Raw genomic sequence first — 23102 nt, 5'->3', positions numbered from 1 at the left:
ATTCCGGCGTTCATTTTACCGCCTGCTCTCAACCGTGTAAACAAAACTATCAGCTTTATAATATCCAAGGTTATATTCTATTGGCCGCTCCCCCTGGTCAAACACAAAGCGTTTTCTAAAGAGTACAGGCTCACCAGGCTCGATCTGAAGTTTCTCTGCTATGACTTCCTCCGCCGCATGTGCGCTGATCTCTTCCTTCGACAAACTTGCTATAGTAGAGTAATCCAATTCCAGCAACTCATATAATGGGCGTTTAAAATCCTCATCACCAGTAAGCCCTATTCGCGGATGGAAATAAGAGATGAAGTAGACAAAAGGGCCATCGCTCTTGCCACGAACTCGCTCCATTTTCAGCACTTTTTTTTCGGCCTTGATCTCAAAGAAATTGGCCAGCGTTTCATCGGGAAATACCCATGTAACATGCAGTTCAAAATTTTTGATGTTGATTCCACGCAATTTCATCTCTTGCGAGAAACTAAGCCAATTGTTGGATTTGGAGCTTACGGTTGATTGGTTGACCTTTGTGCCGGCACGTTTCTTACGTATTAATAAACCTTCATATACCAACTTGTTGATAGCCTGCCGCAATGTTGTTCTCGAAATAGCTAAAAGCTTAGATAACTCCACTTCGTTAGGTAATAATTTACCATTCTGAAATTCCTCCTGACTAATCAAATTTCGTAATAACTCTTCTGCTTGAATATGAAGGGGAATGGGGCTCTTGTGATCGATTGCGTATTTCATAGTGCTTAGTACTACAATAATAGGCATTTAAATAAATTGACACAAATGTATGTACATATTGTAAATTATACACAATAAAATTGCAAATAAATGAGTTCAAGCGCCTGAAATTTTTGTCAAAATAAATTTGGATTAGAAGTTATAGTTTATATGTTTGTACATTATAAACCACCAATTATACAAATAGATACTGCATAATCACTCTATGTGACTGTTTAGTCATATCAGCTCGGTGATATGTACATACATTACTACAAAAATGAATTCTGATTCACTTGAACTTTTACAGCAAACATCGATATACCCCGAGGTACGAAAAACTCAACAATTCCTTATGCCTGCGTATTTAAGCGATAAGCCTTCGGAGAAAAATCAATATGAGATCTATCCTGTAGAGCATTTAGGCGATGGTAAAATATTCAGCGGATTTAGTGCACTGGCCGATTATATCATTGACCATAAAATTGTGGTGATAGATGGATTTGGTGGAGTTTTTTGGGATCGTATCCAATTAGGGCTTCAGCAGTGTTTTGATGAAAAGCAGTTAAGCGTCAACTGGATATCTGCTTCCGATTTCCTGAAGAACTCAAAAGAGGTTTATAAACTGGTTGCACCTTTTCTTGGTGAAGATAACGCTGTATGGGGCACAAAAGCAAAACTTGAATTAGTTGATTTATTTGAGCCTGCTATCACAAAGCAAACGCCGGAAAACGATTTTCCTATCAATATCATGATTGGGACCGGCGCTGCTTTAGCAGGTTGGGATGCTCCGCTGATTTATGTAGACCTGCCAAAAAACGAAATTCAGTTCAGGATGCGTGCAGGTAGTATAACCAACCTGGGAAGCGGGGAGATAGCGGAACCTTTTAAAATGTACAAACGCTTTTACTTTGTTGATTGGGTTTTACTCAATCAGCATAAAAAAGCCATTCTAAATCGTATTGAGGTAGTAGCCGATGCACAGTGGCCGGAAACCATCAACTGGATGTTTACTAAAGACCTTAAAATAGGTCTTGATAAAATTAGCCGCTCGGTGTTAAGAGTGCGTCCCTGGTTTGAACCGGGGGCATGGGGCGGGCAGTGGATAAAAAACCACGTCAGTGGTCTGAGTAAGGATGTAGTGAACCTTGCGTGGTCATTTGAATTGATCGTACCGGAGAACGGATTGGTTTTTGAAAGCAACGGTAACTTACTGGAAGTATCATTTGATACGATCATGTTTACTAACAACGAAAATGTGTTAGGTAAACACGCAGCCAAATTCGGAGATGAATTCCCCATCCGTTTCGATTTTCTGGACACTTATAATGGCGGCAATCTTTCGATACAATGCCATCCGAAACTGGAGTACATACAAGAAAATTTTGGAGAGAATATTACGCAGGATGAGACATACTACATCCTTGATTGCAACAACGACGCAAGCGTTTATCTTGGATTTCAGGATACGATTGACCCTGCAGCCTTCAAATCAGCGCTCGAACACAGTCAAGTTACGAGCGAGGCTATCGATATAGAAGAGTATGTACAAGTTCATAAAGCTAACAAACATGACCTGTTCCTGATACCTAATGGCACAGTCCATAGCGCCGGAGCCGGAAATCTGGTATTAGAGATAAGTGCGACTCCCTATATTTTTACATTTAAAATGTATGATTGGGTTCGCCTTGATCTGGACGGAAAGCCACGACCTATTAACATTGACCACGCATTTAAGAACCTCGATTTTTCCCGTAAAGGTAATAACGTACAAGAGGAACTGATCTCAAAACCACAGATAATTGAAAGCGAACCTGGTTACCAGCTAATACACCTGCCAACTCATAAAGATCATTTTTATGATGTGCACCGCCTGGAATTTGATCACTCAGTAAATGTTAAAACAGATAGTACCTGCCACGTAATGATGCTGGTAGAAGGGCAAACCGTATTACTGCAAACCGCTGATGGTACTCAAAGGCAATTTGCTTATGCTGAAACGTTTGTTGTGCCTGCTGCCGCAGATTCATACACGCTGACCAACACAGGCGGTGGCCGGGCTAAAGTGGTAAAAGCATTTTTGAAATAATGGCCATGGAAAAGACAATGCAACATAGAAAAGCTAACACCGGTAGTTTATATCTCTACCTTATTTGCCTGGTAGCAGCCCTTGGGGGTTTTCTTTTTGGCTTTGACACCGCGGTAATATCAGGTACGGTAAGCCTCGTGAAAAAAGATTTTTCACTGGATGCAGTCAGCGAGGGATGGTTTGTGAGTTGTGCACTGCTTGGCTGTATTGCAGGCGTAAGTTTCTCTGGAAAACTGAGTGATAAATACGGGCGCAAACCAGTTCTGATCATTTCTGCCATCATGTTTCTGGCTTCGGCTTTGGGTTGCATGTGGTCTGGTTCATTCACGGCGCTTATTATTTTCCGTTTGATCGGTGGTTTGGGTATTGGTGTAGCCTCTATGGTATCGCCCTTATACATTTCAGAATTTTCGCCATCGCGTTACCGTGGTATGATGGTATCACTCTACCAATTGGCATTGACGATCGGTATCGTGGTGGCTTATTTTACCAATGCGTATCTGGCAGCGCACACGCATGATAATTACGCAGGGGTGGGGATGCGAACCATTTTTTCAGCGGAGGTGTGGCGCGCCATGCTTGGCTTAGGTGCATTGCCGGCGGGAATATTCCTGCTCTCTTTATTCGCAGTACCAGAATCGCCGAGATGGCTATTGCTCAAAGGGCAGGAGCAAAAGGCAAAACAGATACTTATCAAGATAGACGGCGAAGAAGCTGCAACCGATGAGATAAAGTCATTTAAAAGCCAAAACGGTAACGATGATACATCTCTTAAAGAGCTTTTTAAACCTGTATACCGCAAAGCACTATGGATCGGCTTATTGCTTCCATTTCTTTCACAGGTGTGTGGTATCAATGCGGTGATCTATTACGGCCCTCGCATTTTAGAACAGGCGGGCTTTACTCTTAACAGTGCCCTGGGGGGACAGGTAACAATAGGCCTGGTAAATGTTGTATTTACTTTTGTAGCCATTTTTACCATTGATATCTGGGGCCGCAGGCCACTACTTTACGCAGGTGTAGGGGGGGCGGTAACCGCGCTGCTGATCATCGGTGTGCTATTTGCGTTAAACATTACTTCAGGGCCATGGATACTAATATTCATCCTCATGTTCATTGCCTGTTTTGCCTTTTCGTTTGGCCCGGTATGCTGGGTTATCGTAAGTGAAATATTTCCGAATGCGGTGCGTGGTAAGGCAATGTCATTGGCAACGCTGTCATTGTGGGTAGGCAATTTCCTGGTGGGACAGCTGACCCCGCTGATGCTTGAAGGTCTCGGATCATCATGGACGTTCTGGTTGTTCGCCATCTGTTGTTCTCCAGCACTGTGGCTTACCTGGCGATTGATCCCCGAGACGAAAGGCCGCTCGCTTGAAAATATCGAAAAATACTGGAAGGACAATCACTATCAAGATGCCTCCAATGATTCCTTACCTCTTGCTACTAACCATAAATAACCAAACCAAACTAACCCAATAACTATGAGATTGAAACTATTACACAATGTAAAACTCAAATGGCTGTACAGCAAACCGATACTTATACTGTTATGTACAGCAGCAGGGGCAAGTGGTCCGGTGCAAGCCGCCTCTGTTGCTACAAATTTATACAGCACGGTCTTCCATTTTGATAAAACGGTAACAGGTCGCGTAACCGACGAAAATAATCAGCCATTACCAGGCGTAAATGTCAGTATAGCAGGTACAACGGTAGGTACAACTACCGATGTAAACGGACGTTACCGACTTAATATTCCGGATGCTTACGCAGATCGTAGTTTAACCTATTCTTTTATAGGTTATACTACACAAACAAATGCCATTGGCGAGCGAAACGAGATCAATGTAAGCCTTAAGCCTAATAATACCAGCCTTAATGAGGTAGTGGTTGTGGGTTATGGTACGCAAAAACGTATTAACGTTACCGGGGCTGTGGGCACCATCAGTTCAAAGGACATTGGGAATAAGCCTGTACTTAACACCTACCAGGCATTGCAAGGCGAGTCTCCTAACTTAATTATCCAGCAAACAAACCTCAATCCGGGTAGCGACGTAACGGTCAATATCCGCGGTGTGGGTACACTTGGAGACAACACTCCGCTTGTAGTTATCGACGGTATTGTTGGTGGTAATTTAAACACGCTTAATCCAAATGATATTGCCAGTGTATCCGTACTTAAGGATGCCGGTTCTGCTGCCATCTACGGTTCTCGTGCGGCAAACGGGGTGATATTGGTAACTACTAAAGCCGGAAAGATAGATTCAAAACCTACCGTTAATTATAACGGTAGTTTTGGTTTTCAGGATGCAAAAGTGCTTGTTCATAAGGTTGACGCATGGGATAACGCTTATAACAAAAACCAATCGCTTGTTAATTCGGGTTTACCGCCTGCTTATACGCCTGAGCAGATACAAGCGCTTAAGGATGCGGGTAACGGGACCTGGGATATTGAACATCTGTTGAAGAAGGCACCTTTGCAATCTCACAATGTAAGTTTTAGCGGAGGTGGTCAGAATAATTCGTATTACGTATCGGCGGGTTACCAGGACCAGGGCAGCAATCTGATCGGTAATGGGGGCACGGGTGCCGATTTTGGTTACCAAAAATACAATCTGAGGTTGAACCAAACATCTATAGTTGGGAAATTCAGGTCTAATATTATTTTAAACTACACCAAAACCAGGAATAAAACTAATAGTGTTGGCGACAACAATATTTTTGCTGATGCCAATCGTGTTCCGCACAACTACAACTGGAAAGATGAGAATGGTAATTACCTTACCAATCCGGTTGCTTCACAGTATAACGAATATGGTGTATTAGAAAAAGGCGGCTATAACCAGGCCGATAATGACGAGATCTTTGGTGCTTTCAATGGTCAGTTGAGCATTACCAAGGATTTAAAACTGATAGGAGAATTTGGGGGTACCATTCAAAACAACGGTACATTCTTCCGCCGTACACAGGTTAATTATTTACCCGCAGGTGTGTATGGTAATGATCTGACCGTGTTGGATGGTAACAGTAAATCATTATTGACCAATACTAAAATATCTACTGAATACACCAAAAAGATAAACGATCACAACTTTAAGATACAATTAGGAGTTTCCAGTGAAACATACAGCCAGCGTGGTTTTCAACTTCAGAAAACACTGACCGATCCTCTATTGGGTACGCCAACCACTGGTACAATCGTAGATACGCAAAATTCTACTAACAGTATCGCGGTAAACTCGTCCAGCCTGCTTTCTGCATTTGGCCGTTTAAATTATACTTACAAAGACCGATACCTATTTGAAGCGCTGTTCCGCGAAGATGCTTCGTCTAAATTTGCGGCAGGCAACAGAGCCAGTTTCTTTCCGTCAGTAAGCGCGGGCTGGATAGTTACACAAGAATCCTTTATGGAGCCTTTAAGGAATTCACTGAGTACATTAAAGCTGAGGGCTTCTTATGGCACCGTGGGCAACCAGAATGTTAATAATTACCAGTATCAAACCACTTACTTTAATTACCCTAATGCATATGGTTATGGTAACAACATAGTTGGCGGTGCTGGCACTAATATTGCAAACCGTGACATCACCTGGGAGAAAGCTGCAAAATTAAACATTGGCTTGGATGCAGGCCTTTTCAATGATAAACTGACTGCTACCTTTGATTATTTCCGGGAGATCCGCAGCAACATTCTGGCACCCCGTGCGGATGTGCCTTTTATATTCGGAGCAGGCTCTCCGGATTACAACGTAGCAAAAGTACGTAATACCGGCTGGGAAGCCTCAGTTACTTACAATTTGCGCGGCAGAGATGTTAGCCAAAGTTTTAGTATAAACGTTGCAGATAACAAAAACACCCTATTAAAGTTAACCGGCAGCGCAACTGAGACAATTTATAACCAAGACGTATTTCAATTGATACGCAGGGTTGGAGAGCCGATTACTCAATATTACGGTTATCAAACAAATGGCTTTTTCCAAAACCAGCAGGATATTGACAACTCTCCTAAAATAGCCGGTAACAGCGTGCAACCCGGTGACTTAAAGTTTAAAGACCGTAATGGTGACGGAATCATTGATGAGAAGGATAAAACGATTTTAGGTAACCCATTCCCACGCTATACCTTCGGTTTCACGTACCGCATCGCTTACAAAGGCTTTGACTTGTCCATATTCATTCAAGGTGTAGGTAAACGCGATGCATTTCTTCGCGGGGAGTTGGTTGAGCCATTCCATTATGGCTATGGCGCTACAGTTTATGATCACCAAACCGATATCTGGTCCCCGAGTAATCCAAACGCACGTTATCCAATATTGGCGAATATTGGTTCGCCGTCAAATACCAACAACTGGCGCACCGGTTCAGACCTTTATAAGTACGATGCTGCTTACGCCCGCTTGAAGAACGTCAATATAGGATACAGTTTTAGTCAGGCGATAACAAAGAAGCTGGGCATCCAGCGTCTTCGCCTGTCGCTTATAGGCCAAAACCTGGCAACGCTTAGTAAATTGAAGTTCATCGATCCGGAAACATCGGAGTTCGGCAACAACCTAAATCCTGCCTCAGCATCAAACAGTGCAAGACAATATCCTTTACCGGTATTCTATGGGGCAGGCCTTGATATAACTTTCTAAGAACAGATAATAATTAAAATATAAGAAAATGAAATTTTTTAAAAAGCTTTTGATCGTATCTGTTGCGGTTGTAGCGGCATCAGGTTGTAAAAAACTTGATATTGCACCAACAGACCGGTTTTCTGATCTTACTTTCTGGCAGGTTGATGCCAATGTTTACAACGCACTTAATAATAATTACAGCCTGATATACAACAGCGGGCTGTACTTTGATGCCGAAGCGCTATCTGATAATGCCTATTCACCATCAGGCGACTTGAATGTTATTGCCAGCGGCAACGCTACATCACAAACAGGCAAGTTTGCGGGTGATTGGAATAACTATTATTCGGCTATCAAATCCTGCAACATATTCTTGGCAAACATTGATAAAAATACTACGCTACCTGCTGCCACCAAGGCAAGATTGATAGCAGAAACCCGTTTTATCCGGGCATTCGAGCATTTTAATCTCACCAAGTGGTATGGTGACGTTCCAATCGTGGACAAAGATATATCACCGGAAGAAGCACAAACCATATCCCGCTCGCCAAAAACAGCGGTGGTGAAATTTGTTGTTGATGAACTGGAGGCAATCGTGAATGATCTGCCATCAAGTACCAATTTACCTGCAAATGAAAATGGCCGTATCACTAAAGGTGCTGCACTTGCTTTAGAAGCAAGGGTGTTATTATACCAAGGCGACCGCATGACTGATGTAGTGAATATTTGCGAGAAATTGATGAACGATCAGGGTACTTATGGTTCATATAGCTTGGAGAGCAGCTACAGTGCACTTTTTAGCGACCCTAACGTGAATAAAAACACCAAAGAAAGCATCTTATCATTACAGTATGTTCCCACACTACGTACATGGCAGAACTTTTGGGATTTTGCACCACGTACTGTCGGCGGCCGCGTAAGCAGCATGGCACCTACTCAGGAACTGGTGGACGATTACATTATGCTGAATGGTAAAGGGGTCAAAGAAGCAGGCTCGGGTTACAATGAAAATAACCCTTACATAAATCGCGACCCCCGCTTAACCGCAACCATCGTTTATGACCGCTACACTTGGGTCAACGCAAATAATACAACTAAAACCATTTACATTAAACCCGGTACCGACCCTGTACAGCCAGGCCTGGACGAATACAGCGCCGGATCGCAGGCTGCATCGGCAACGGCTTATTACTGGAGAAAGTACTATGACCCAAGCGCATTGGCAAACTTCGTATCAGGTAATAACCTGCATTTGATAAGATATGCCGAGATACTGCTTGATTATGCCGAAGCTAAACAAAGCCTTGGCCAGATGGATGCAACCGTATGGAATAAAACCATAGGTGCTTTACGCCAGCGTGCTGGTTTTACCGATGCAGGTGCTGTCACTTACCCGGGCAACACTAACATGACCAATATAATCCGCCGCGAGCGCCGCGTGGAGTTGGCCATGGAAGGTATCCGTGCAGACGACATCAGAAGGTGGAAAGTTGCTGAAACCGTTATGAATGGCTACATACATGGCGCCAAATTCTCGAACGATCAAAGTACAGATAACGGTTACATAAGAACGCAGCTTCGTAAATTTAACGCTAACCGCGATTACTTATGGGCTATTCCTGCACACGATGCTGACCTGAACAAAAACCTCGGTCAAAACCCGGGTTACACCAATTAGACCTAATTAAAACAATATTGATCATGAGAAAGCTAATGATGCTTGCAGCCGTATTGCTGCTGGCGGTGACATTCACCACTTCTTGTAAAAAAGACAACAAACCACTGAGCTTAAATCTTAATCCGGTAGGTACACTGGCTACCCCAAATGATAATGCAGACGTAAAGCTTGAACCAAATACTGCTGCGAGTGTGCTTTTTAAATGGGATGCATCGGATAACAATGACGGAGGCCTTATCCTTTACGAGGTTGCATTTGACAAAGAGGGGGGTGATTTCAGCAAACCGGTAACCAGGATTTTATCTGATGGTGCCGGAGTACAAACACAGTTGACCATCAGTCATAAGGATCTTAATAAAATAGCCAATGCTGCCGGCATTGCCTCTTTAAGCGCGGGTAAGCTTAAGTGGACAGTGATAGCATCGAAAGGAACAAACGCCAAGCCGGGATCAGCATCGCGTACGTTGCAATTGGAGAGACCTGCGGGCTTTGCCGAAAATCCTGTTGATCTGTATATCACAGGTTCTGCCACAGAAGGTGGGACTGATGTAAGCAAAGCTATTAAACTTAAAAAGACCGAAGATGGTGTATTTGAAGTGTACACATCACTAAAGGCAGGAGATTATTATCTGACTGATAAGAATAGCGATGGTGGGAAAAAGTATTACATAGAAAATGGCATCATAAAGGAGGGCGCAGCAACCGTTAGTGTTTCCGGAGAAGCCAAAACTTACCGTCTGAATTATGATTTTACTTCCGCCACTACAAAATCAATGCAGGTACAGTCGATAGGTTTATATATGTCTGCATATGGCACGGAGATAGGAACCCTTAATTATATTGGTAATGGTGTATTTGAAGCGCCAAAAATTGCGGTGGAGTTTTACCAGTTCTCATGGGGACGCGATGAACGGTATAAGTTTATACTGCACACAGGCGCCGGTAATGAATATCAAGGTAGTACAAATGCTAATAACGTTGCACCTGCAGGCCAGCCTGCATCCTACTTTTACCTGGTACCGGTTACAAACGCACAGTGGGATAACACCTACAAGTTTGACCCTTCTGCAGATAGAAAAAATGTGAAGGTTGATGTTATGCTACAATCAACAGCTTATACTCATAAAGTAACTGTCCTTTAACATCACACAGCCCCACATACAGAGTGGGGCTGTTTACGCTATCGTTATGAAAAAATTACTCTTAGTATTAATCGCTTCAATCGCTGTTTTGGTCACCTCATGCGGCAAGGATAAAGACATCAATCCCGGCACAGGTGGAGGTGGCACAAAACCGCCCGTAGATCCGCCCGTAACTGCTGTTAATTACCTGTCTTTGGCGAAAGAGACCAGAAATTTTATTTCCAATAATCTACTTACGTCAAATTTCAGCTACCGGGCCAACACGACCACCCACGCTAACAACTGTTATGAGTGGTATAACGTAAGCCAGATATACGCTGATGCCGCACTCATCGCAGCGGGCGATGCTTCGCAAGCTACCTACATGAACAGGACTTTCCAGTTCATGGAGAACTTTTGGGATAAGACTGATCTGCGTGGGGGCTACTTTGCCTCAGTAAATCTTAACGGCACCGGCGCGGCCGGTGATAAGTTTGTTGATGATAATGGTCTTACCGGCATGGTGTATCTTGAAGCTTATGAAGTTACCAGCGATGCTGATAAGGCGGCCTATCTTGCAAAAGCCAAAGCATGTGCCGACTGGTTGATAAATAGCGGCTTGTGGGATAGTACATATGGCGGGGGATTCTGGTGGAATACATCAAAACCCGATAAACCAACACAATCAAATGGCGTTGCCATGCAGCTTTTTGCGAAGCTGTATATTCTTACCGGCGAGACCACTTACCGTGACTGGGCGTCGAAAGTGAATGATTGGTTAATGATGAATATGTTTGATTCGGCAAGCGGGCTATACATCTGGAAAGTTGATGGCGGTGGTACAGGTACTAAACACTATGAAAAATTCACTTATGATAATGCCATCATGCTGGAGGCTGACATTCTTTTTGGACAGGCGATAAAAGATCCGTCCTATCTGGCAAAAGCGCAGGCTATAGGCAATGCAATGAATGCTGTGCTGTGGAACGCACAGTATAAGGGATATATTTTCAATACCGACCCGACTCAGACCCGCGTCAATCCGGCATGGTGTGGTTGGGGTTCCCAGGGAATGATAAGGTTGTACGAAGAGGATAAAAATGAAAAATGGCTTAGCTACGCCCGTAACAACATTGATGCTTTGAATAAAGCTAACCGCAATGCCGATACCAAGGCTTATTATTATTTTGCAGGTTTTGCAGGGAATGATCGTTCACCGGAAATTGAAGGTGTTGATCAGGCCTGGATGCAACGTATACAAGCCATGATGTCAAAATACCCTAACAAATAAGAAGGAGCTTTTGCTCTGATAACCTGATTTACATGAGACTTAACTATTTCGCTATAGCTGCCTTCGCTGCATTTGTATTGGCCGGTTGCAGTACCAAGCGCGAGAGTATTTTAAAATATGTTGACCCAAATATTGGTACAGCTCATAGCCGCTGGTTTTTTTATACACCTGCCGCAGTGCCTTATGGTATGGCGAAGCTTGCACCATCAACAAACGGGAGCTATGGCAACCCTTCAGGTTGGGAGGCGGTTGGTTACGATACCCGCCAAAACTCCATTGAAGGTTTTGTTCATTTTCATGAATGGCAAGTTGGGGGCGTAAGCTACATGCCTACTACCGGGAGTATCATAACCAAACCAGGTGATCTTGAAAGAAAAACACCTGGTTACCGCTCCGGTTTTGACAGGAAGAATCAGGTGGCAGAACCTGGTTACTATCGTGTACTTTTAGACGATTACCACATCACAGCTGAATTAACAGCTACTAAGCGCGTGGGTTTTCAGCGATATACTTTTCCTAAAAATGATCAGTCACACATTATCCTGGATATCGGAAATAAACAAGGTGAAAGTGACATAGTGACCAATGCCAATATTAAAATGCTTGATGACACGCACTTCGAAGGCTTTGTTAGTACCTATCCAAAATATGTAAAGATCTATGATCCGGAAGGGAAGGTGAATATGTATTTCTATGGTGAGCTGAGCAAAAAGCCTGTAAGCGTAACCGCTTTTACGGCGGAGCAGATATTTGACAAAAAAAATAATGCCGAAGGCAAGGGCGCTGGGCTGGTATTAAATTATCAGACAACAGATAACGAAACCATCGAGGTGAAAACTGGCCTTTCATATACATCAAACGCCAATGCTAAAGCTAATTTCATGGCCGAGGCTAAAAACCTGAGCTTTGACCAAGCTAAAGAACAGGCGCAGCAAACATGGCAGGAGCAACTCGGTAAAATCCATGTTGAAGACAGCAACCTTCAAAACAAAACAAAATTCTACACCGGTCTTTTTCATGCGTTGTTGGGCCGCGGTATCGCCAGCGATATCAATGGTGACTATCCTAAACATGGTGGCCAAACAGGCCGTTTACCATCACAGGATAATAATAGCTTAAAAGCGGAATTCATCAACTCTGATGCAATCTGGGGCGGGTTCTGGAATATTACCCAATTGTGGTCACTGTCATATCCGGAGTGGTATGGAAGTTTTGTGAATACTGAACTTCAATTGTATAAAGATAAAGGCTGGTTCGGCGATGGTATCGCTAACAGCGAATATGTATCAGGCGTGGGTACCAACTTTGTAGGGCTTGCGGTAGCTGGTGCATATAACGTTGGTATCCGCAACTATAATGTAGACCTGGCTTATGAAGCGGTTAAGGCTAATGAGCTGAATTACAAGAACCGTGCGGTAGGCGCTGGCAAATTAGATATCAAAGCTTTTTTAAAGTACGGATATGTGCCTTACTTTGACCAAACCGGTCGTGATTTTGTGACCGATTCAACCGGGTCAAATTTTGCCGGTTCACATACTTTAGAATATAGCTATAGTGCTTTTGCAGCTGCACAAATGGCCAAAGCCATGGGTAAAACTGGAGATTATCAGAAATTTATCAAACTGTCAAATGGCTGGCGTTATATCTTCAATCCACAAAATAAGCTGATGCAGCCTAAACGCGCCAACGGTAGCTTCATTGAAAAGTTTGATCCTTACCAGCCATGGCGCGGTTTCCAGGAAGGCAACGCTGTACAATACACGTTTTATGTACCGCAAAACCCAGCTGCATTAATTGATGCCATAGGTAAAGCTAATTTCAACAAACGCCTCGATAGCATTTTTACCGTGTCAGAAAAACAGGGCTTCGGCGGTGGTAAAACTATCGACGCATTTGCAGGCATCAATTCCATCTATAATCATGGCAACCAACCTAATCTTCACATTAGCTGGCTTTTCAATTTTTCAGGCAAACCATGGCTTACCCAAAAATGGACAAGGGCGATAGGACAGGAGTTCTACGGTACAGAACCTGTGCATGGTTACGGGTACGGTCAGGACGAAGATCAGGGCCAATTGGGATCATGGTACGTTATAAACGCACTTGGCCTATTTGACGTAAAGGGTTTTACTGATCTGAGGCCGATAATTGAACTGGGCAGCCCGCTTTTTGCAAAAGCCAGTATCACACTGGGTGATGGTAAGAAGCTCATCATCGAAACGCAAAATAACTCAAAAGAGAATGTGTATGTTCAGTCGGCCACATTCAATGGCAGAACATTGGATAACTGTTGGCTATACCGCGATGAATTGATGAAAGGTGGCGAATTGAAATTTGTGATGGGCAGTAAGCCAAATCTATCCTGGGGGACTAAGGTTCCGCCGCCATCGGCTCAATAATATTGGTATGAAAAATCTAAAGGTACGAATATCAGCGGTGTTGTGTTTTTTGCCCTCCATCGTGTTTGCCCAATTAAAGACTGAGAAATATAAACAACGAGCCGAGGCCATATATCAATTGGTGTGGGACCGATACCGGGTAAACAAATACCCGGGTCTTTTTTCCGAAAATTATCCGACAGGAAAAAGCGACTCGCTCAATTATTTTCAGGGCGAAGCTGTGAAAGCAAAGGAAGTCAGCTTTTTGTGGCCTTTTAGCGGCGTGTTTACAGCCACCAACATCCTGATGAGATGCCCGGGGCTCAAAACTAAGTATAAACCTTATCAGGATACTTTGGTTATCGGGGTAGAACAATATCGTGATCCATTGCGTAAGCCTCCAGGCTACCAGGCTTATCCCGTTGACTTTGAAAAAGCTGATCGTTACTATGATGACAATGGCCTGGTGGGTATTGACTACATGGAATCTTACTTTAACACGCGTAACCCTTTATACCTACGACGTGCCAAAGAAGTTTTTAAATTTATTTTAAGCGGATGGAACAGCGATGTTGGTGGAGGCGTCACCTGGTTAGAAGGGCATAATGATCAGAAACCAGCCTGTAGTAATGGCATGGCTACGTTAACAGCTTTAAAGATATATGAAGGCTGCAAGGAGCCGTGCTATCTTGAGCAGGGTAAGCGCTTCTACAATTGGATGTATTCAACCCTACGCGATTCTACTACCGGGATTATAGCTAATGACGTGAAGCTTGACGGCAAACAAAATCGGACTTTTTGGACATACAATACAGGATCTCTAATAGAGGCTGCAGTTTTAATATACAAATTTACCGGTGAAGCAAAGTATCTTATGCAAGCCAAACAGTTAGCTGCGAGCAGTTATAAGTATTTCAGCAACTTGCCGCACGATAAAAATTTGCAAATGCATATTGATGTTCCCTGGTTTTTAACAGTGCTATTCAGAGGTTATGAGGCACTTTACAAAATTGATAAGGATTACCGATACCTCTCAGCTATTGAGCATGATCTCAACTATGCGTGGCAAAACTCCCGGGATAAATACGGCTTTATAACTAAGAACTGGTTGCCTGAAAAAAGCCAATTAGAAAAGCCGAAATGGTTGCTTGACGAAGCTTGTATCGCGGAGCTTTATGCAAGGTTGTACCTTATCAAAAGATAGATGTTGATTTTATTAGGTATATAGATGACAAGCCGCGAGGTCAAACGACCACATTTTTTACGTTATCGCTAACCGGATGTCACTTATTGAAATATTTAATACATTTCAAAAATTAATCAGGCGAGAGTTGGCGGAATTGGACGGGTACGTTGTTTTTTCGCAATGGCTTTATTATCAATGAATTGATGTTTTAGAAAATTAAAACGTAACTGATTAGGTAACCGAATAATTTGATTCGTTTTGATTGAGTTTGAAATACCTATACTAAAGATAAACATTAGTTGGTTATACTGAAAAGTTCTTTCAGGGGTTCTATTCCCTCGTGGAATCGAACCTAATGCAGGTTATTTAAGTATCTAAAATACTTAGGTTCCTTAGACCTTTTAATCCAATAGTGTCCAGGTACGTTTTGCCTGTACGGCTTGTACCACTTGTTGCTCAGCCACTACTATGTTTTCTTTCCGCTGTCCAATGTATTCAAGCGTACTTAACTTGTTCCAAAGCGCTATCAGGACGCGTATAAACTCGTCAATTGTGGTCATGGCGGCGCTGATATCATGGTGGTTATACACTATCTCTATCAACCTTGCCAACAATTCCTCAAAGTTTCCAGGTGTAACATCTTTCCACTCGTAAAAGTATTTTAGCAGTTCCTCTCGTTCGTTACCGGCTATGCATTTTATAGTACTAAAAAAAACGTGTGCCATTTCAGAAAAATAACTAACCATCACTATCGGTGGTTGGTGATGCACGATATTGCGATATGGGAAGTAAATACGCGCTATAAAATCAAGCATTTTGTCGCAAAGTGTCTTTACGTTTTTGCCTATGGTAGATATATTGTCTTTGGATGTGATCTTGTCAATTATGCGGAAGGATAACAGTTGATATTCGTTTAACTGATTGCTAAAGTGCTCATAATACCTAATTAGGTCTGGATGGCTTAAAATACTGGCAGATGGCGGTACGTAGTCTTTAATAACTTGTATACCTGCATTGCTTCTTGTAAACTTTCCTACTTCCAGGTAATTATTACCGCGGGCATTGATCTGTGAGGCGGGTAAAATAGTAACACCATATTGGCTATCTACATCCGGGTATCTCAAAGGAGATTCTTCTGCGTTAGGTTTACCGGCAGCCACACGTTGATGAGGGTCTACAGTTAATATTACATAGTAAACATCTGCAGCGTCACCCGCCGCTTCATTAGCAAAGTAATGGTCAAATGTAATTTCTTCTCCTATGGCTCCAGGGGTTATCAAAATACGATAACCTTGAGCGGTTATCGCATTACATTGCCGTATTTTTATCTGAATGCCATTGGCCGGCCGTTCATTTATTTGAATGTCTAATGAATGCTGTTCGCCATTAAACGGAGGCAGTAAACCGTAATTTGCGGTGTTTAATGAAAGCGAATTGCTATCTCTGATTACATCCTGCACAAAATTATCTGTTTGTACAAAGTGATCGCTTGAGATCTTCATCCCGTCAACCCAATTAACAGCTCGGTATTTAAGTGGCAAAATCATCTCATTAATAATTTAAACATTATAAATAAACAGCCTGGTCGCCTACTTTCTCAGGCGCACTCACGATCTCCGAAACCCTTTTCGCAAAAATCGGAAACTTTTCAGTAATTCTGTTCTGTTCAATATCCAGATCGGGATCAATAAATTGCCGCTCTTTAAAAAAAGAAGGTTTTATGTAAAAAATCCATTTAAAGCGCTCTCCGCTATTAATGTATTCTATTTTAGAATCAGGGAATTTAAGATTATAGTCATCAATGAACTTCTGAAACCACAACCCAAAATTCATATTTCGCGGAGCTTTGGCCTTTACCTTAAGCGGTTCATCATCTGTTGTGTGCTTGTAAAGATTAACTTCTAACACCAGCAGTTTGTTAAAATCAAGGTGCTCCATGCTGATGTCATCAGGTACCATAGGATATTGCCATACTTTGTAGATCTCCATTGGGATGTTTAAGAACGCAACGTAAGTCCACCAGAAGATCACAGGGAGTAAAAATACAAGTACAGACGAGGAAGCCCAGATGCCATATTTTAAATTATTCAACCAGTCAAATCCCAGCTTAAACAAAAAGATGCCTAAAAGGCAAGTTATTAAACTGCAAATGAAGAAGAAAACGCGTTTTTCCAACAGCATCTCTTCATAATGTACGCCAGCCTGCCAAACAAATATCGTCCCGATAACTAAGTAGTAGAACACACAGCCTAAATAGCCCCAAGGCATAAACTGCAGGTCGAGAAACCCGAGCAGACCAGGTATGCCTAAAATTATACCGGTAAGAAGGATTATTATAACAAGCTTTTTGTTATTAAGCAGCTTGTTCTTCTTGTTAAGCATTGTCATCACCATGGTAGAGATGACAACTATTAGAGGGAAAAGCAGGTATCTTATAAAAAACGATTTAACGTCCATATAGCAATAGGGTTGTGGTCACAAAATCACAAATAATAAAAAGTGAAATTTGTATAATCAATTACCAATAATTGTGGTTATTGTTTTAGTAAAGCGAAATATTAACACTAATGCCACGCAGATCAGCCAACCGTTTTAACACCGATTTCAAAGCCGTAACACTCGCCGCGGAGCTAATAGAACAAGGCGAGGTTGATGCCGATAAGTTAATAATACTTCCGGTTGGCCCACAAGAACGAGCTTACGCAAAAGAAGTACGCGAATTAACTACTTACAGGTCTGCCTTCCGTGACCGGGAAATGACCTTGATCCGGATAAATCGAGAGGGACTTTATGACATGCTTCCTGAAGGCCTGTTTCATGCAGCTCCACAGCCAAGTGAATCGATGGACGAAGAGGGTATGATCAAAGACATATCCAATCGCCGAGAAGAAGAAAAACACGCGCGGGCCTTTTTTGCACCCTTTGAGGCGGAGCTTTATCAGATACGGACTATTGTTGAACTTTATGAAAGCCGTCTGGACAAGAAGAGCGATTACGATGAACTGGTAAACATATTTCTAACAGAGTGGCGCGAGTTTGATTGTTTTGATAATAAGCAAATGATAATGCTGATGCACGTGTTGCCTGTTATACATGAGCAGCGAAATAATTTAAGTTTTATCGGCAATGTGTTGGGCATTATGTTTCAAAGGCCTTTTAATCTGCAATATCGGATTAGAGAAGCCACAGCATCTCAGGAGGCAATGGCTTTGCAAACAAAACTAGGGCAAGGCGTGCTTGGCGTTAATTTTATAGCAGGTTTTGTTCAAGAACCTGAGGAAGACCTGTCTATTACCGTCGGTCCGCTTACAGCTAAACAAATGCTTGATTTTTTGCCCGGAACGCGTTCTGCAAGGGCTCTTGAAGTTTTGCTATCGTATTTTATTCCACTGCAAACGGGTTATGTCACGCACTACTTAGCCGGGCCCGAAGCGCAAAAGCTGTCTCTTGGAGCCGATCAGGAAAACTCATGCCTTGGTGTAACTACTTATTTGGGTGTTAATTAAGAAAAAAGCGGTAGTGTGAATTAATTACACTGCGGCTTATCAGTTTGGTTTTCAGCAGATCGAACAGCATATCCCAATCCTCTGCAGAAAGTCGTAGGTTATCAACAGGCCTAAGATAGATATCAACTGTTTTTTGAAAACCTTCTTTAGGGTTTTGCGATACAACCACACCTTTACCAATTTTCACATCTGTAATTTTATTCCCCAATTCGTAGTAACAAAAACTGATAAGATCAGCTTGGGTAACAATTCTGTCTTTTGTGGTAAGCCCATATTTGTAAGCCTGTATACGTTCGGTAGCGCCAAGACTATTGCGGCCGCCGGTAGTAGTGGTAATAAGTCTAAGGCTTTCATCTTTCAGTTTCAGCATCTCAAATTGCTGCACTTTACTTCCGCGGCGAATGTTATTAGCTGCATCTGCCAATGTTGTCCAATATTGTAAATAAAGCATTGCGGCCTTATTTGCCGGCTTTACAATCAGATAATTAAACGCCCCGGCCTTATCTTTCGTAGTGCGCGATTTACGCTCAATTAAGGCAAGGTTTTGTTCAAGTGTTTTTAACATGCCGCTTAAAAAGTCGCCGCCGTAACTCGCAAAGGCCGCTTTCTCGTCGCGTAGCAATTCAAATAAATACTCAATAAGTTGATGTGCGCTACGTGAGTCGAAACGCTCCGCTCCTCCATTGCGAATGGAGTAACTGCCTTCGTAATTGTGTTCTGCCTGTGTGTACGGAATTTCGGAATAATGCGTGTTCTTGTCGTCAGAAAGGTCTTTTACAGATAAGAAAAGCTCGTTATTGGCTGGTTTTACCGGTATGATGTTATTGGTATCTTTAAGGCGATATTTTTGTTCGTACAATCGTCGGTTTACAACGGGGAAGCAATTTAATGACAGTTGCAACTCATCTATTGCTGCCGCAGACATAGCCGCCGGGAATGTAAACTTTAACCAAACACAGGGTTTTAAACGATTAAGATCGGTAGCGTTGAAAAACTCAGAAAATATACCAGGATATTTTTTCACCCTTGATGTTACATCAACCATTTGGCGGTCAGTGATTGTAAGAAACCGCTTGTTATAATATTCCTTTATATCGCGGGTTAGCAGGTTGATGATATTTTGTTCGTAAAACACCGGACGGTTTTCTGCAGCCTGTTCATCCTGATATTTTAAACCGGAAGACAGTTCCAGTTCATTATTGTCGTCTGTATAGCCTTTAACTACAGAGAGCAGCGTGTATAAATCATCACTTGTTGTATAATCAGGCCATTCAAAAAATAATGACAGGTCTTTTAAGTCTGTCAGGCCTCCGTCGCAGTCTATAGCTATCCATAGCGTGTTAACACCGGCGCCAGGGCTTTGTCCTGCATTCATCAGCACGCTTTTGTGTGATGTATCCTGGTGATCATATAAATGTTTGCCTATTACCGTATACTTTATCGCAGCATTAATAACCTTAACATTACCTACTGGCGAAAAAAACACGTCAGCATCTTCCTGTTGTTGTTTTGATGTCTCATTACCTGATGGCCTGCGATAAAAAAAATGGTTGTTTATGCGCAAAACCTCTTTGTTTTCAATAGGTTGGCCTTTTAATACGCCATGTGCCGGCAAAGCTGAGGTAAGATAATCAGATGCCAGTATTCGCGATATCTTATTAAGTACGCGGCTCTCCAGGTTCTTTACATCGTTAGATACATTGAATATCTCCGTACTTAGCGCCTCTATCAGCAATTTAACAAGGGGGTCCATGTCGTTAACATTGGTATTACCCCAAAAATCCATTGCGTTGCGCAGCATACGCGTACGTATTTCTTCTTTGCTGTTATAAAAGATAGAGCTCATAACTTTAAGTTGATAAAGGATTTAGGTAAAGCGATGTAGAAAACATATAAGTTTCGCCTGTTTGTTGAATTTTGCCCTTTACCACTATTTCTACACTTTTTTTTATTTCACTTACATTGCGTAGCGGGTAAAATTTGTTCACCTCTTTTATTCTTACATCCAAACTTACATCGTAAATACGCTGCTCATGTGTAGTAATAGATTTTAGTAAAGACTGGCGTAGTTTTTCTTCCCAGGTGCTTTCGCTAACGATAAGCTCAAAGTCAAGCTCCCATATCTCGCAACCGAAATCAGGCTTAAAGCGATGTTCGCCAAACCGGGTAAAAATTATCAGTTCGAGGTATTGAGAAATTGAAGCACCTAAATCTTGTGTTTCCAGATCGCGCCCACGCAATAGCTGATTAAAAAGCAACGGCTTTTTGTAAAGTGACATAACTTAGGTATTTATACGCAGCTTAAAGGTTAAATTTTTCGTTAACGGTAAACAATTTTTTTCGCCAATGGTTGTACATCCGTCGTGTGGGTGAAAGTCCATTTATCAACAAGCAAATAATTAGACTGTTTTAAGTATAAGTGAGAAAGTTATGCTTAGTGCTGGTTGATTGACATAATTTATCCTTAACCATAAATATGATCACATAGATGAAGCCGATCAACAATAGCGAGTTGCGCAGATCCTACATTAAATTTCTATCCTATTTCGCTTTTCTTTTAATTTTCAGTGTGCTGGCCGTTTACTTATTTTTCGTTACAGCAAATCGTGAGGTTTTGATGCTTAACGCTAAAGTTAAAGAGTCAAACAAACTGATGGCTATCCGTACAGACATCAATGCCAATTTTGACCTCATTATGCTGCGGATGCAACAGCTTTCGCAGTACACTAAAATGAATTCAACCGAGCTTAATAATCAAAATCTTATTCTGAATGACATTCAGGAAAGTAACATGAAGATACAGGCAAAACTACAGGACTACCATATCCCGCTTAAAAGTTTCGATCTGTATAAAAAATTAAGTGATAATGTAGCTACGGCTGCAAACATTAAAGATTCACTGTTTACTACACGTTTCCAAATTGAAAGTTTACGCTCGCAGGTTGAAGCATGCAACAGAGCAAATCAATCTGCAGTAAACCGCATCAGAGGACGTTTTGGACGATAATACCTATGAAATTCAGTTTAAAAGAGAAGAGAGAAAAGTTTTTGTTTTTTATGAGCCTGTTTGTCTTTACATCTGCGGTATTGTGTACCGCCATATTTTACAATTACGGTGATACCAGCGAGATATCAAAAGCAGATTTTGCAAGAAGGCTGCAGGAAGAGGAACGCTTTGAAGCTGTTTGTGCCGAAGCAGAACCTACTATTGATACAAGTTACGCACGCATAGTAAAGTTTAACCCTAACGTGCAGGCACTGTTCCTGGAGAATGACATCCGGAATTCTATTGCAGCTATCCGTTCTTTTTACAATGCACGCTCGTACGATAACAGGTATAAATTTTTCGTTTACGCCTCCAAAATTCAGGATAATCTGTTTTATGATAAACGGGAGTTACGGGGTAATTACAACGATATTAATAGGTTAAACAAGTTAACTGAAGATTGCAAGCTATCAAGCCGACAACTTCAACAAAGCATGAGCAACCGTAGATAATGATATATAACCAAATCCTTAAATAACCATCACTACAACAATGCAAGACGATCAAAATAACGGCAGATCAGTAAGCACTAACCGGCAGGGCTACATTTTCTTATATATTGTAGTAAGCATTCTGCTATTGGCAGGCTTGATATTTTTATTTAAAAGTTCCCTTTTTGATAAACGCACTGTAAATGCAAAAATACTGAAAGACGAAATACTGTTGAACGAAGACCTTATTTACTCTGACAATACCCAAAATGCTAAAAATTGGCTCTGGGAGTTTGGTAACGGAGATAAATCAAACAGGCAGAACGGAACTTACCATTACAATAAGCCAGGCGCCTACATTGTAAGACTAACGGTTGACGGTAAGTTGCAACAGCAGTTTCCGGTAGATGTTAAAGAGGTGATGCTTGCACCCGCTTCATCAGATACGCTCATTACCATAAATGGGCCAACACAGGGTATAGTTAACGAAGAGGTGCGGCTTGAAGCTCAAGGAAATGCCCGCATTTACGAATGGTCTTTTGGAGAAACCGGTCGTATAGATGTTAAAGGCCCTACAGCGCTTTATACTTATCATAACCCCGGAACCTATTTTGTAAGATTGAATACTGATAAGGGAGCACGCCCGGCTTATCATAAGATTTTGATCACTAACCCTGATTCAACCCTGAACACGATGGTTACGCCCGGTGAAGGTGAACAACGGGTAATAGATGACATCCGCGCACACCTGCAGGCAATAGCTAATGGAGCCGACTTTAATAACCACTATTATTACCTGGTAAATAAATATTTTTGCGGTGATGAAAAAGTTACTGTTAATGTTGAATCAAATGCGGATAGAAAGCAAACCGACCTTTATTCATATTGTATGCGTTTAACCTTTGGCGGCGGAATTTATATTGATGAGGCGCAGGTAACGCTCAAACCAAAATCAAACTGCTCAAGCTTGCTTACGGTTAAGCAGCATTCTGCAACATCAACCCCAGGTATTAAACGTTCAAAATAATCAGCCTTTACCA

Annotated in this window: 17 protein-coding genes; 12 read left to right on the top strand and 5 right to left on the bottom strand. The window is 42.0% G+C overall.

What is annotated here, in order from left to right; all coding sequences use genetic code 11:
* Positions 1-15 precede the first annotated feature (15 nt).
* Entirely contained in the window at positions 16-744 is a 729-nt protein-coding gene (locus INP83_RS00445; RefSeq protein WP_219125879.1) for a GntR family transcriptional regulator, read from the bottom strand.
* A gap of 259 nt (positions 745-1003) precedes the next feature.
* Between INP83_RS00445 and INP83_RS00440 the strand changes: the two genes are divergently transcribed.
* From INP83_RS00440 to INP83_RS00405, 8 genes are read left to right on the top strand one after another with little or no spacing between them, the layout of a single operon-like run.
* Positions 1004-2812: a class I mannose-6-phosphate isomerase gene (locus INP83_RS00440; protein ID WP_219125878.1), complete on the top strand. Its 1809-nt coding sequence runs from the start codon at positions 1004-1006 to the stop codon at positions 2810-2812.
* Positions 2813-2829: 17 nt separating this feature from the next.
* A complete protein-coding gene (locus INP83_RS00435) occupies positions 2830-4269 on the top strand; it encodes a sugar porter family MFS transporter (protein ID WP_255563213.1) in 1440 nt (479 codons plus the stop codon).
* Positions 4270-4293: 24 nt separating this feature from the next.
* Entirely contained in the window at positions 4294-7443 is a 3150-nt protein-coding gene (locus INP83_RS00430) for a TonB-dependent receptor (protein WP_219125876.1), read from the top strand.
* Positions 7444-7471: 28 nt separating this feature from the next.
* Positions 7472-9103 carry a RagB/SusD family nutrient uptake outer membrane protein gene (locus INP83_RS00425; RefSeq protein ID WP_219125875.1) on the top strand — a complete coding sequence of 544 codons (1632 nt, stop codon included), beginning with the start codon at positions 7472-7474 and terminating at the stop codon, positions 9101-9103.
* A 23-nt stretch (positions 9104-9126) separates the two neighbouring features.
* Entirely contained in the window at positions 9127-10245 is a 1119-nt protein-coding gene (locus tag INP83_RS00420) for a SusE domain-containing protein (protein WP_219125874.1), read from the top strand.
* 46 nt (positions 10246-10291) lie between these two features.
* Positions 10292-11515: a glycoside hydrolase family 76 protein gene (locus INP83_RS00415; protein ID WP_219125873.1), complete on the top strand. Its 1224-nt coding sequence runs from the start codon at positions 10292-10294 to the stop codon at positions 11513-11515.
* A gap of 32 nt (positions 11516-11547) precedes the next feature.
* Positions 11548-13914, top strand: coding sequence for a GH92 family glycosyl hydrolase (locus INP83_RS00410; RefSeq protein WP_219125872.1), 2367 nt, complete (start codon positions 11548-11550; stop codon positions 13912-13914).
* 7 nt (positions 13915-13921) lie between these two features.
* Entirely contained in the window at positions 13922-15097 is a 1176-nt protein-coding gene (locus INP83_RS00405) for a glycoside hydrolase family 76 protein (protein WP_219125871.1), read from the top strand.
* A 383-nt stretch (positions 15098-15480) separates the two neighbouring features.
* On the opposite strand, the gene INP83_RS00400 is transcribed toward INP83_RS00405, so the two are convergent.
* Both INP83_RS00400 and INP83_RS00395 read right to left on the bottom strand, forming a co-directional pair.
* Positions 15481-16626 carry a hypothetical protein gene (locus INP83_RS00400; RefSeq protein WP_219125870.1) on the bottom strand — a complete coding sequence of 382 codons (1146 nt, stop codon included), beginning with the start codon at positions 16624-16626 and terminating at the stop codon, positions 15481-15483.
* Positions 16627-16645: 19 nt separating this feature from the next.
* Entirely contained in the window at positions 16646-17536 is an 891-nt protein-coding gene (locus INP83_RS00395; RefSeq protein ID WP_219125869.1) for a TssN family type VI secretion system protein, read from the bottom strand.
* Positions 17537-17646: 110 nt separating this feature from the next.
* Between INP83_RS00395 and INP83_RS00390 the strand changes: the two genes are divergently transcribed.
* The gene (locus INP83_RS00390) at positions 17647-18585 is read left to right on the top strand and encodes a type VI secretion system baseplate subunit TssG (protein ID WP_219125868.1); all 939 of its coding nucleotides are present in this window, start codon (positions 17647-17649) and stop codon (positions 18583-18585) included.
* Here INP83_RS00390 and INP83_RS00385 read toward each other — a convergent pair.
* Positions 18578-20431 (bottom strand): type VI secretion system baseplate subunit TssF, encoded by a 1854-nt coding sequence (locus tag INP83_RS00385; protein WP_219125867.1) that lies wholly within the window; start codon positions 20429-20431, stop codon positions 18578-18580. The genes INP83_RS00390 and INP83_RS00385 overlap by 8 nt on opposite strands.
* A 4-nt stretch (positions 20432-20435) precedes the next feature.
* Positions 20436-20864, bottom strand: coding sequence for a GPW/gp25 family protein (locus INP83_RS00380; protein ID WP_219125866.1), 429 nt, complete (start codon positions 20862-20864; stop codon positions 20436-20438).
* 209 nt (positions 20865-21073) lie between these two features.
* Between INP83_RS00380 and INP83_RS00375 the strand changes: the two genes are divergently transcribed.
* Genes INP83_RS00375 through INP83_RS00365 form a run of 3 tightly spaced genes read left to right on the top strand, consistent with a single transcriptional unit; the run spans position 21074 to position 23089 of the window.
* Complete coding sequence (locus INP83_RS00375) at positions 21074-21592, top strand: hypothetical protein (RefSeq protein ID WP_219125865.1); 519 nt, start codon at positions 21074-21076, stop codon at positions 21590-21592.
* Positions 21593-21597: 5 nt separating this feature from the next.
* Positions 21598-22083: a type VI secretion system TssO gene (tssO, locus tag INP83_RS00370; protein WP_219125864.1), complete on the top strand. Its 486-nt coding sequence runs from the start codon at positions 21598-21600 to the stop codon at positions 22081-22083.
* 40 nt (positions 22084-22123) lie between these two features.
* Positions 22124-23089 (top strand): PKD domain-containing protein, encoded by a 966-nt coding sequence (locus INP83_RS00365; RefSeq protein WP_219125863.1) that lies wholly within the window; start codon positions 22124-22126, stop codon positions 23087-23089.
* Positions 23090-23102: the final 13 nt, after the last annotated feature.

It is taken from the genome of Mucilaginibacter sp. 21P (assembly GCF_019331605.1).
Lineage (GTDB): Bacteria > Bacteroidota > Bacteroidia > Sphingobacteriales > Sphingobacteriaceae > Mucilaginibacter > Mucilaginibacter achroorhodeus.
The sequence above is the reverse complement of the archived record's forward strand: the minus strand, read 5'-3'. Positions and strand labels throughout refer to the sequence as shown.

What these genes read in the sequence shown, in the direction of transcription:
- INP83_RS00395 (WP_219125869.1), bottom strand. Translation starts at nt 17,536, where the DNA reads ATGGACGTTAAATCGTTTTTTATAAGATACCTGCTTTTCCCTCTAATA.
- INP83_RS00405 (WP_219125871.1), top strand. Translation starts at nt 13,922, where the DNA reads ATGAAAAATCTAAAGGTACGAATATCAGCGGTGTTGTGTTTTTTGCCC.
- INP83_RS00390 (WP_219125868.1), top strand. Translation starts at nt 17,647, where the DNA reads ATGCCACGCAGATCAGCCAACCGTTTTAACACCGATTTCAAAGCCGTA.
- INP83_RS00400 (WP_219125870.1), bottom strand. Translation starts at nt 16,626, where the DNA reads ATGATTTTGCCACTTAAATACCGAGCTGTTAATTGGGTTGACGGGATG.
- INP83_RS00365 (WP_219125863.1), top strand. Translation starts at nt 22,124, where the DNA reads ATGCAAGACGATCAAAATAACGGCAGATCAGTAAGCACTAACCGGCAG.
- INP83_RS00440 (WP_219125878.1), top strand. Translation starts at nt 1,004, where the DNA reads ATGAATTCTGATTCACTTGAACTTTTACAGCAAACATCGATATACCCC.
- INP83_RS00380 (WP_219125866.1), bottom strand. Translation starts at nt 20,864, where the DNA reads ATGTCACTTTACAAAAAGCCGTTGCTTTTTAATCAGCTATTGCGTGGG.
- INP83_RS00375 (WP_219125865.1), top strand. Translation starts at nt 21,074, where the DNA reads ATGAAGCCGATCAACAATAGCGAGTTGCGCAGATCCTACATTAAATTT.
- INP83_RS00430 (WP_219125876.1), top strand. Translation starts at nt 4,294, where the DNA reads ATGAGATTGAAACTATTACACAATGTAAAACTCAAATGGCTGTACAGC.
- INP83_RS00385 (WP_219125867.1), bottom strand. Translation starts at nt 20,431, where the DNA reads ATGAGCTCTATCTTTTATAACAGCAAAGAAGAAATACGTACGCGTATG.
- tssO (WP_219125864.1), top strand. Translation starts at nt 21,598, where the DNA reads ATGAAATTCAGTTTAAAAGAGAAGAGAGAAAAGTTTTTGTTTTTTATG.
- INP83_RS00420 (WP_219125874.1), top strand. Translation starts at nt 9,127, where the DNA reads ATGAGAAAGCTAATGATGCTTGCAGCCGTATTGCTGCTGGCGGTGACA.
- INP83_RS00425 (WP_219125875.1), top strand. Translation starts at nt 7,472, where the DNA reads ATGAAATTTTTTAAAAAGCTTTTGATCGTATCTGTTGCGGTTGTAGCG.
- INP83_RS00415 (WP_219125873.1), top strand. Translation starts at nt 10,292, where the DNA reads ATGAAAAAATTACTCTTAGTATTAATCGCTTCAATCGCTGTTTTGGTC.
- INP83_RS00445 (WP_219125879.1), bottom strand. Translation starts at nt 744, where the DNA reads ATGAAATACGCAATCGATCACAAGAGCCCCATTCCCCTTCATATTCAA.
- INP83_RS00435 (WP_255563213.1), top strand. Translation starts at nt 2,830, where the DNA reads ATGCAACATAGAAAAGCTAACACCGGTAGTTTATATCTCTACCTTATT.
- INP83_RS00410 (WP_219125872.1), top strand. Translation starts at nt 11,548, where the DNA reads ATGAGACTTAACTATTTCGCTATAGCTGCCTTCGCTGCATTTGTATTG.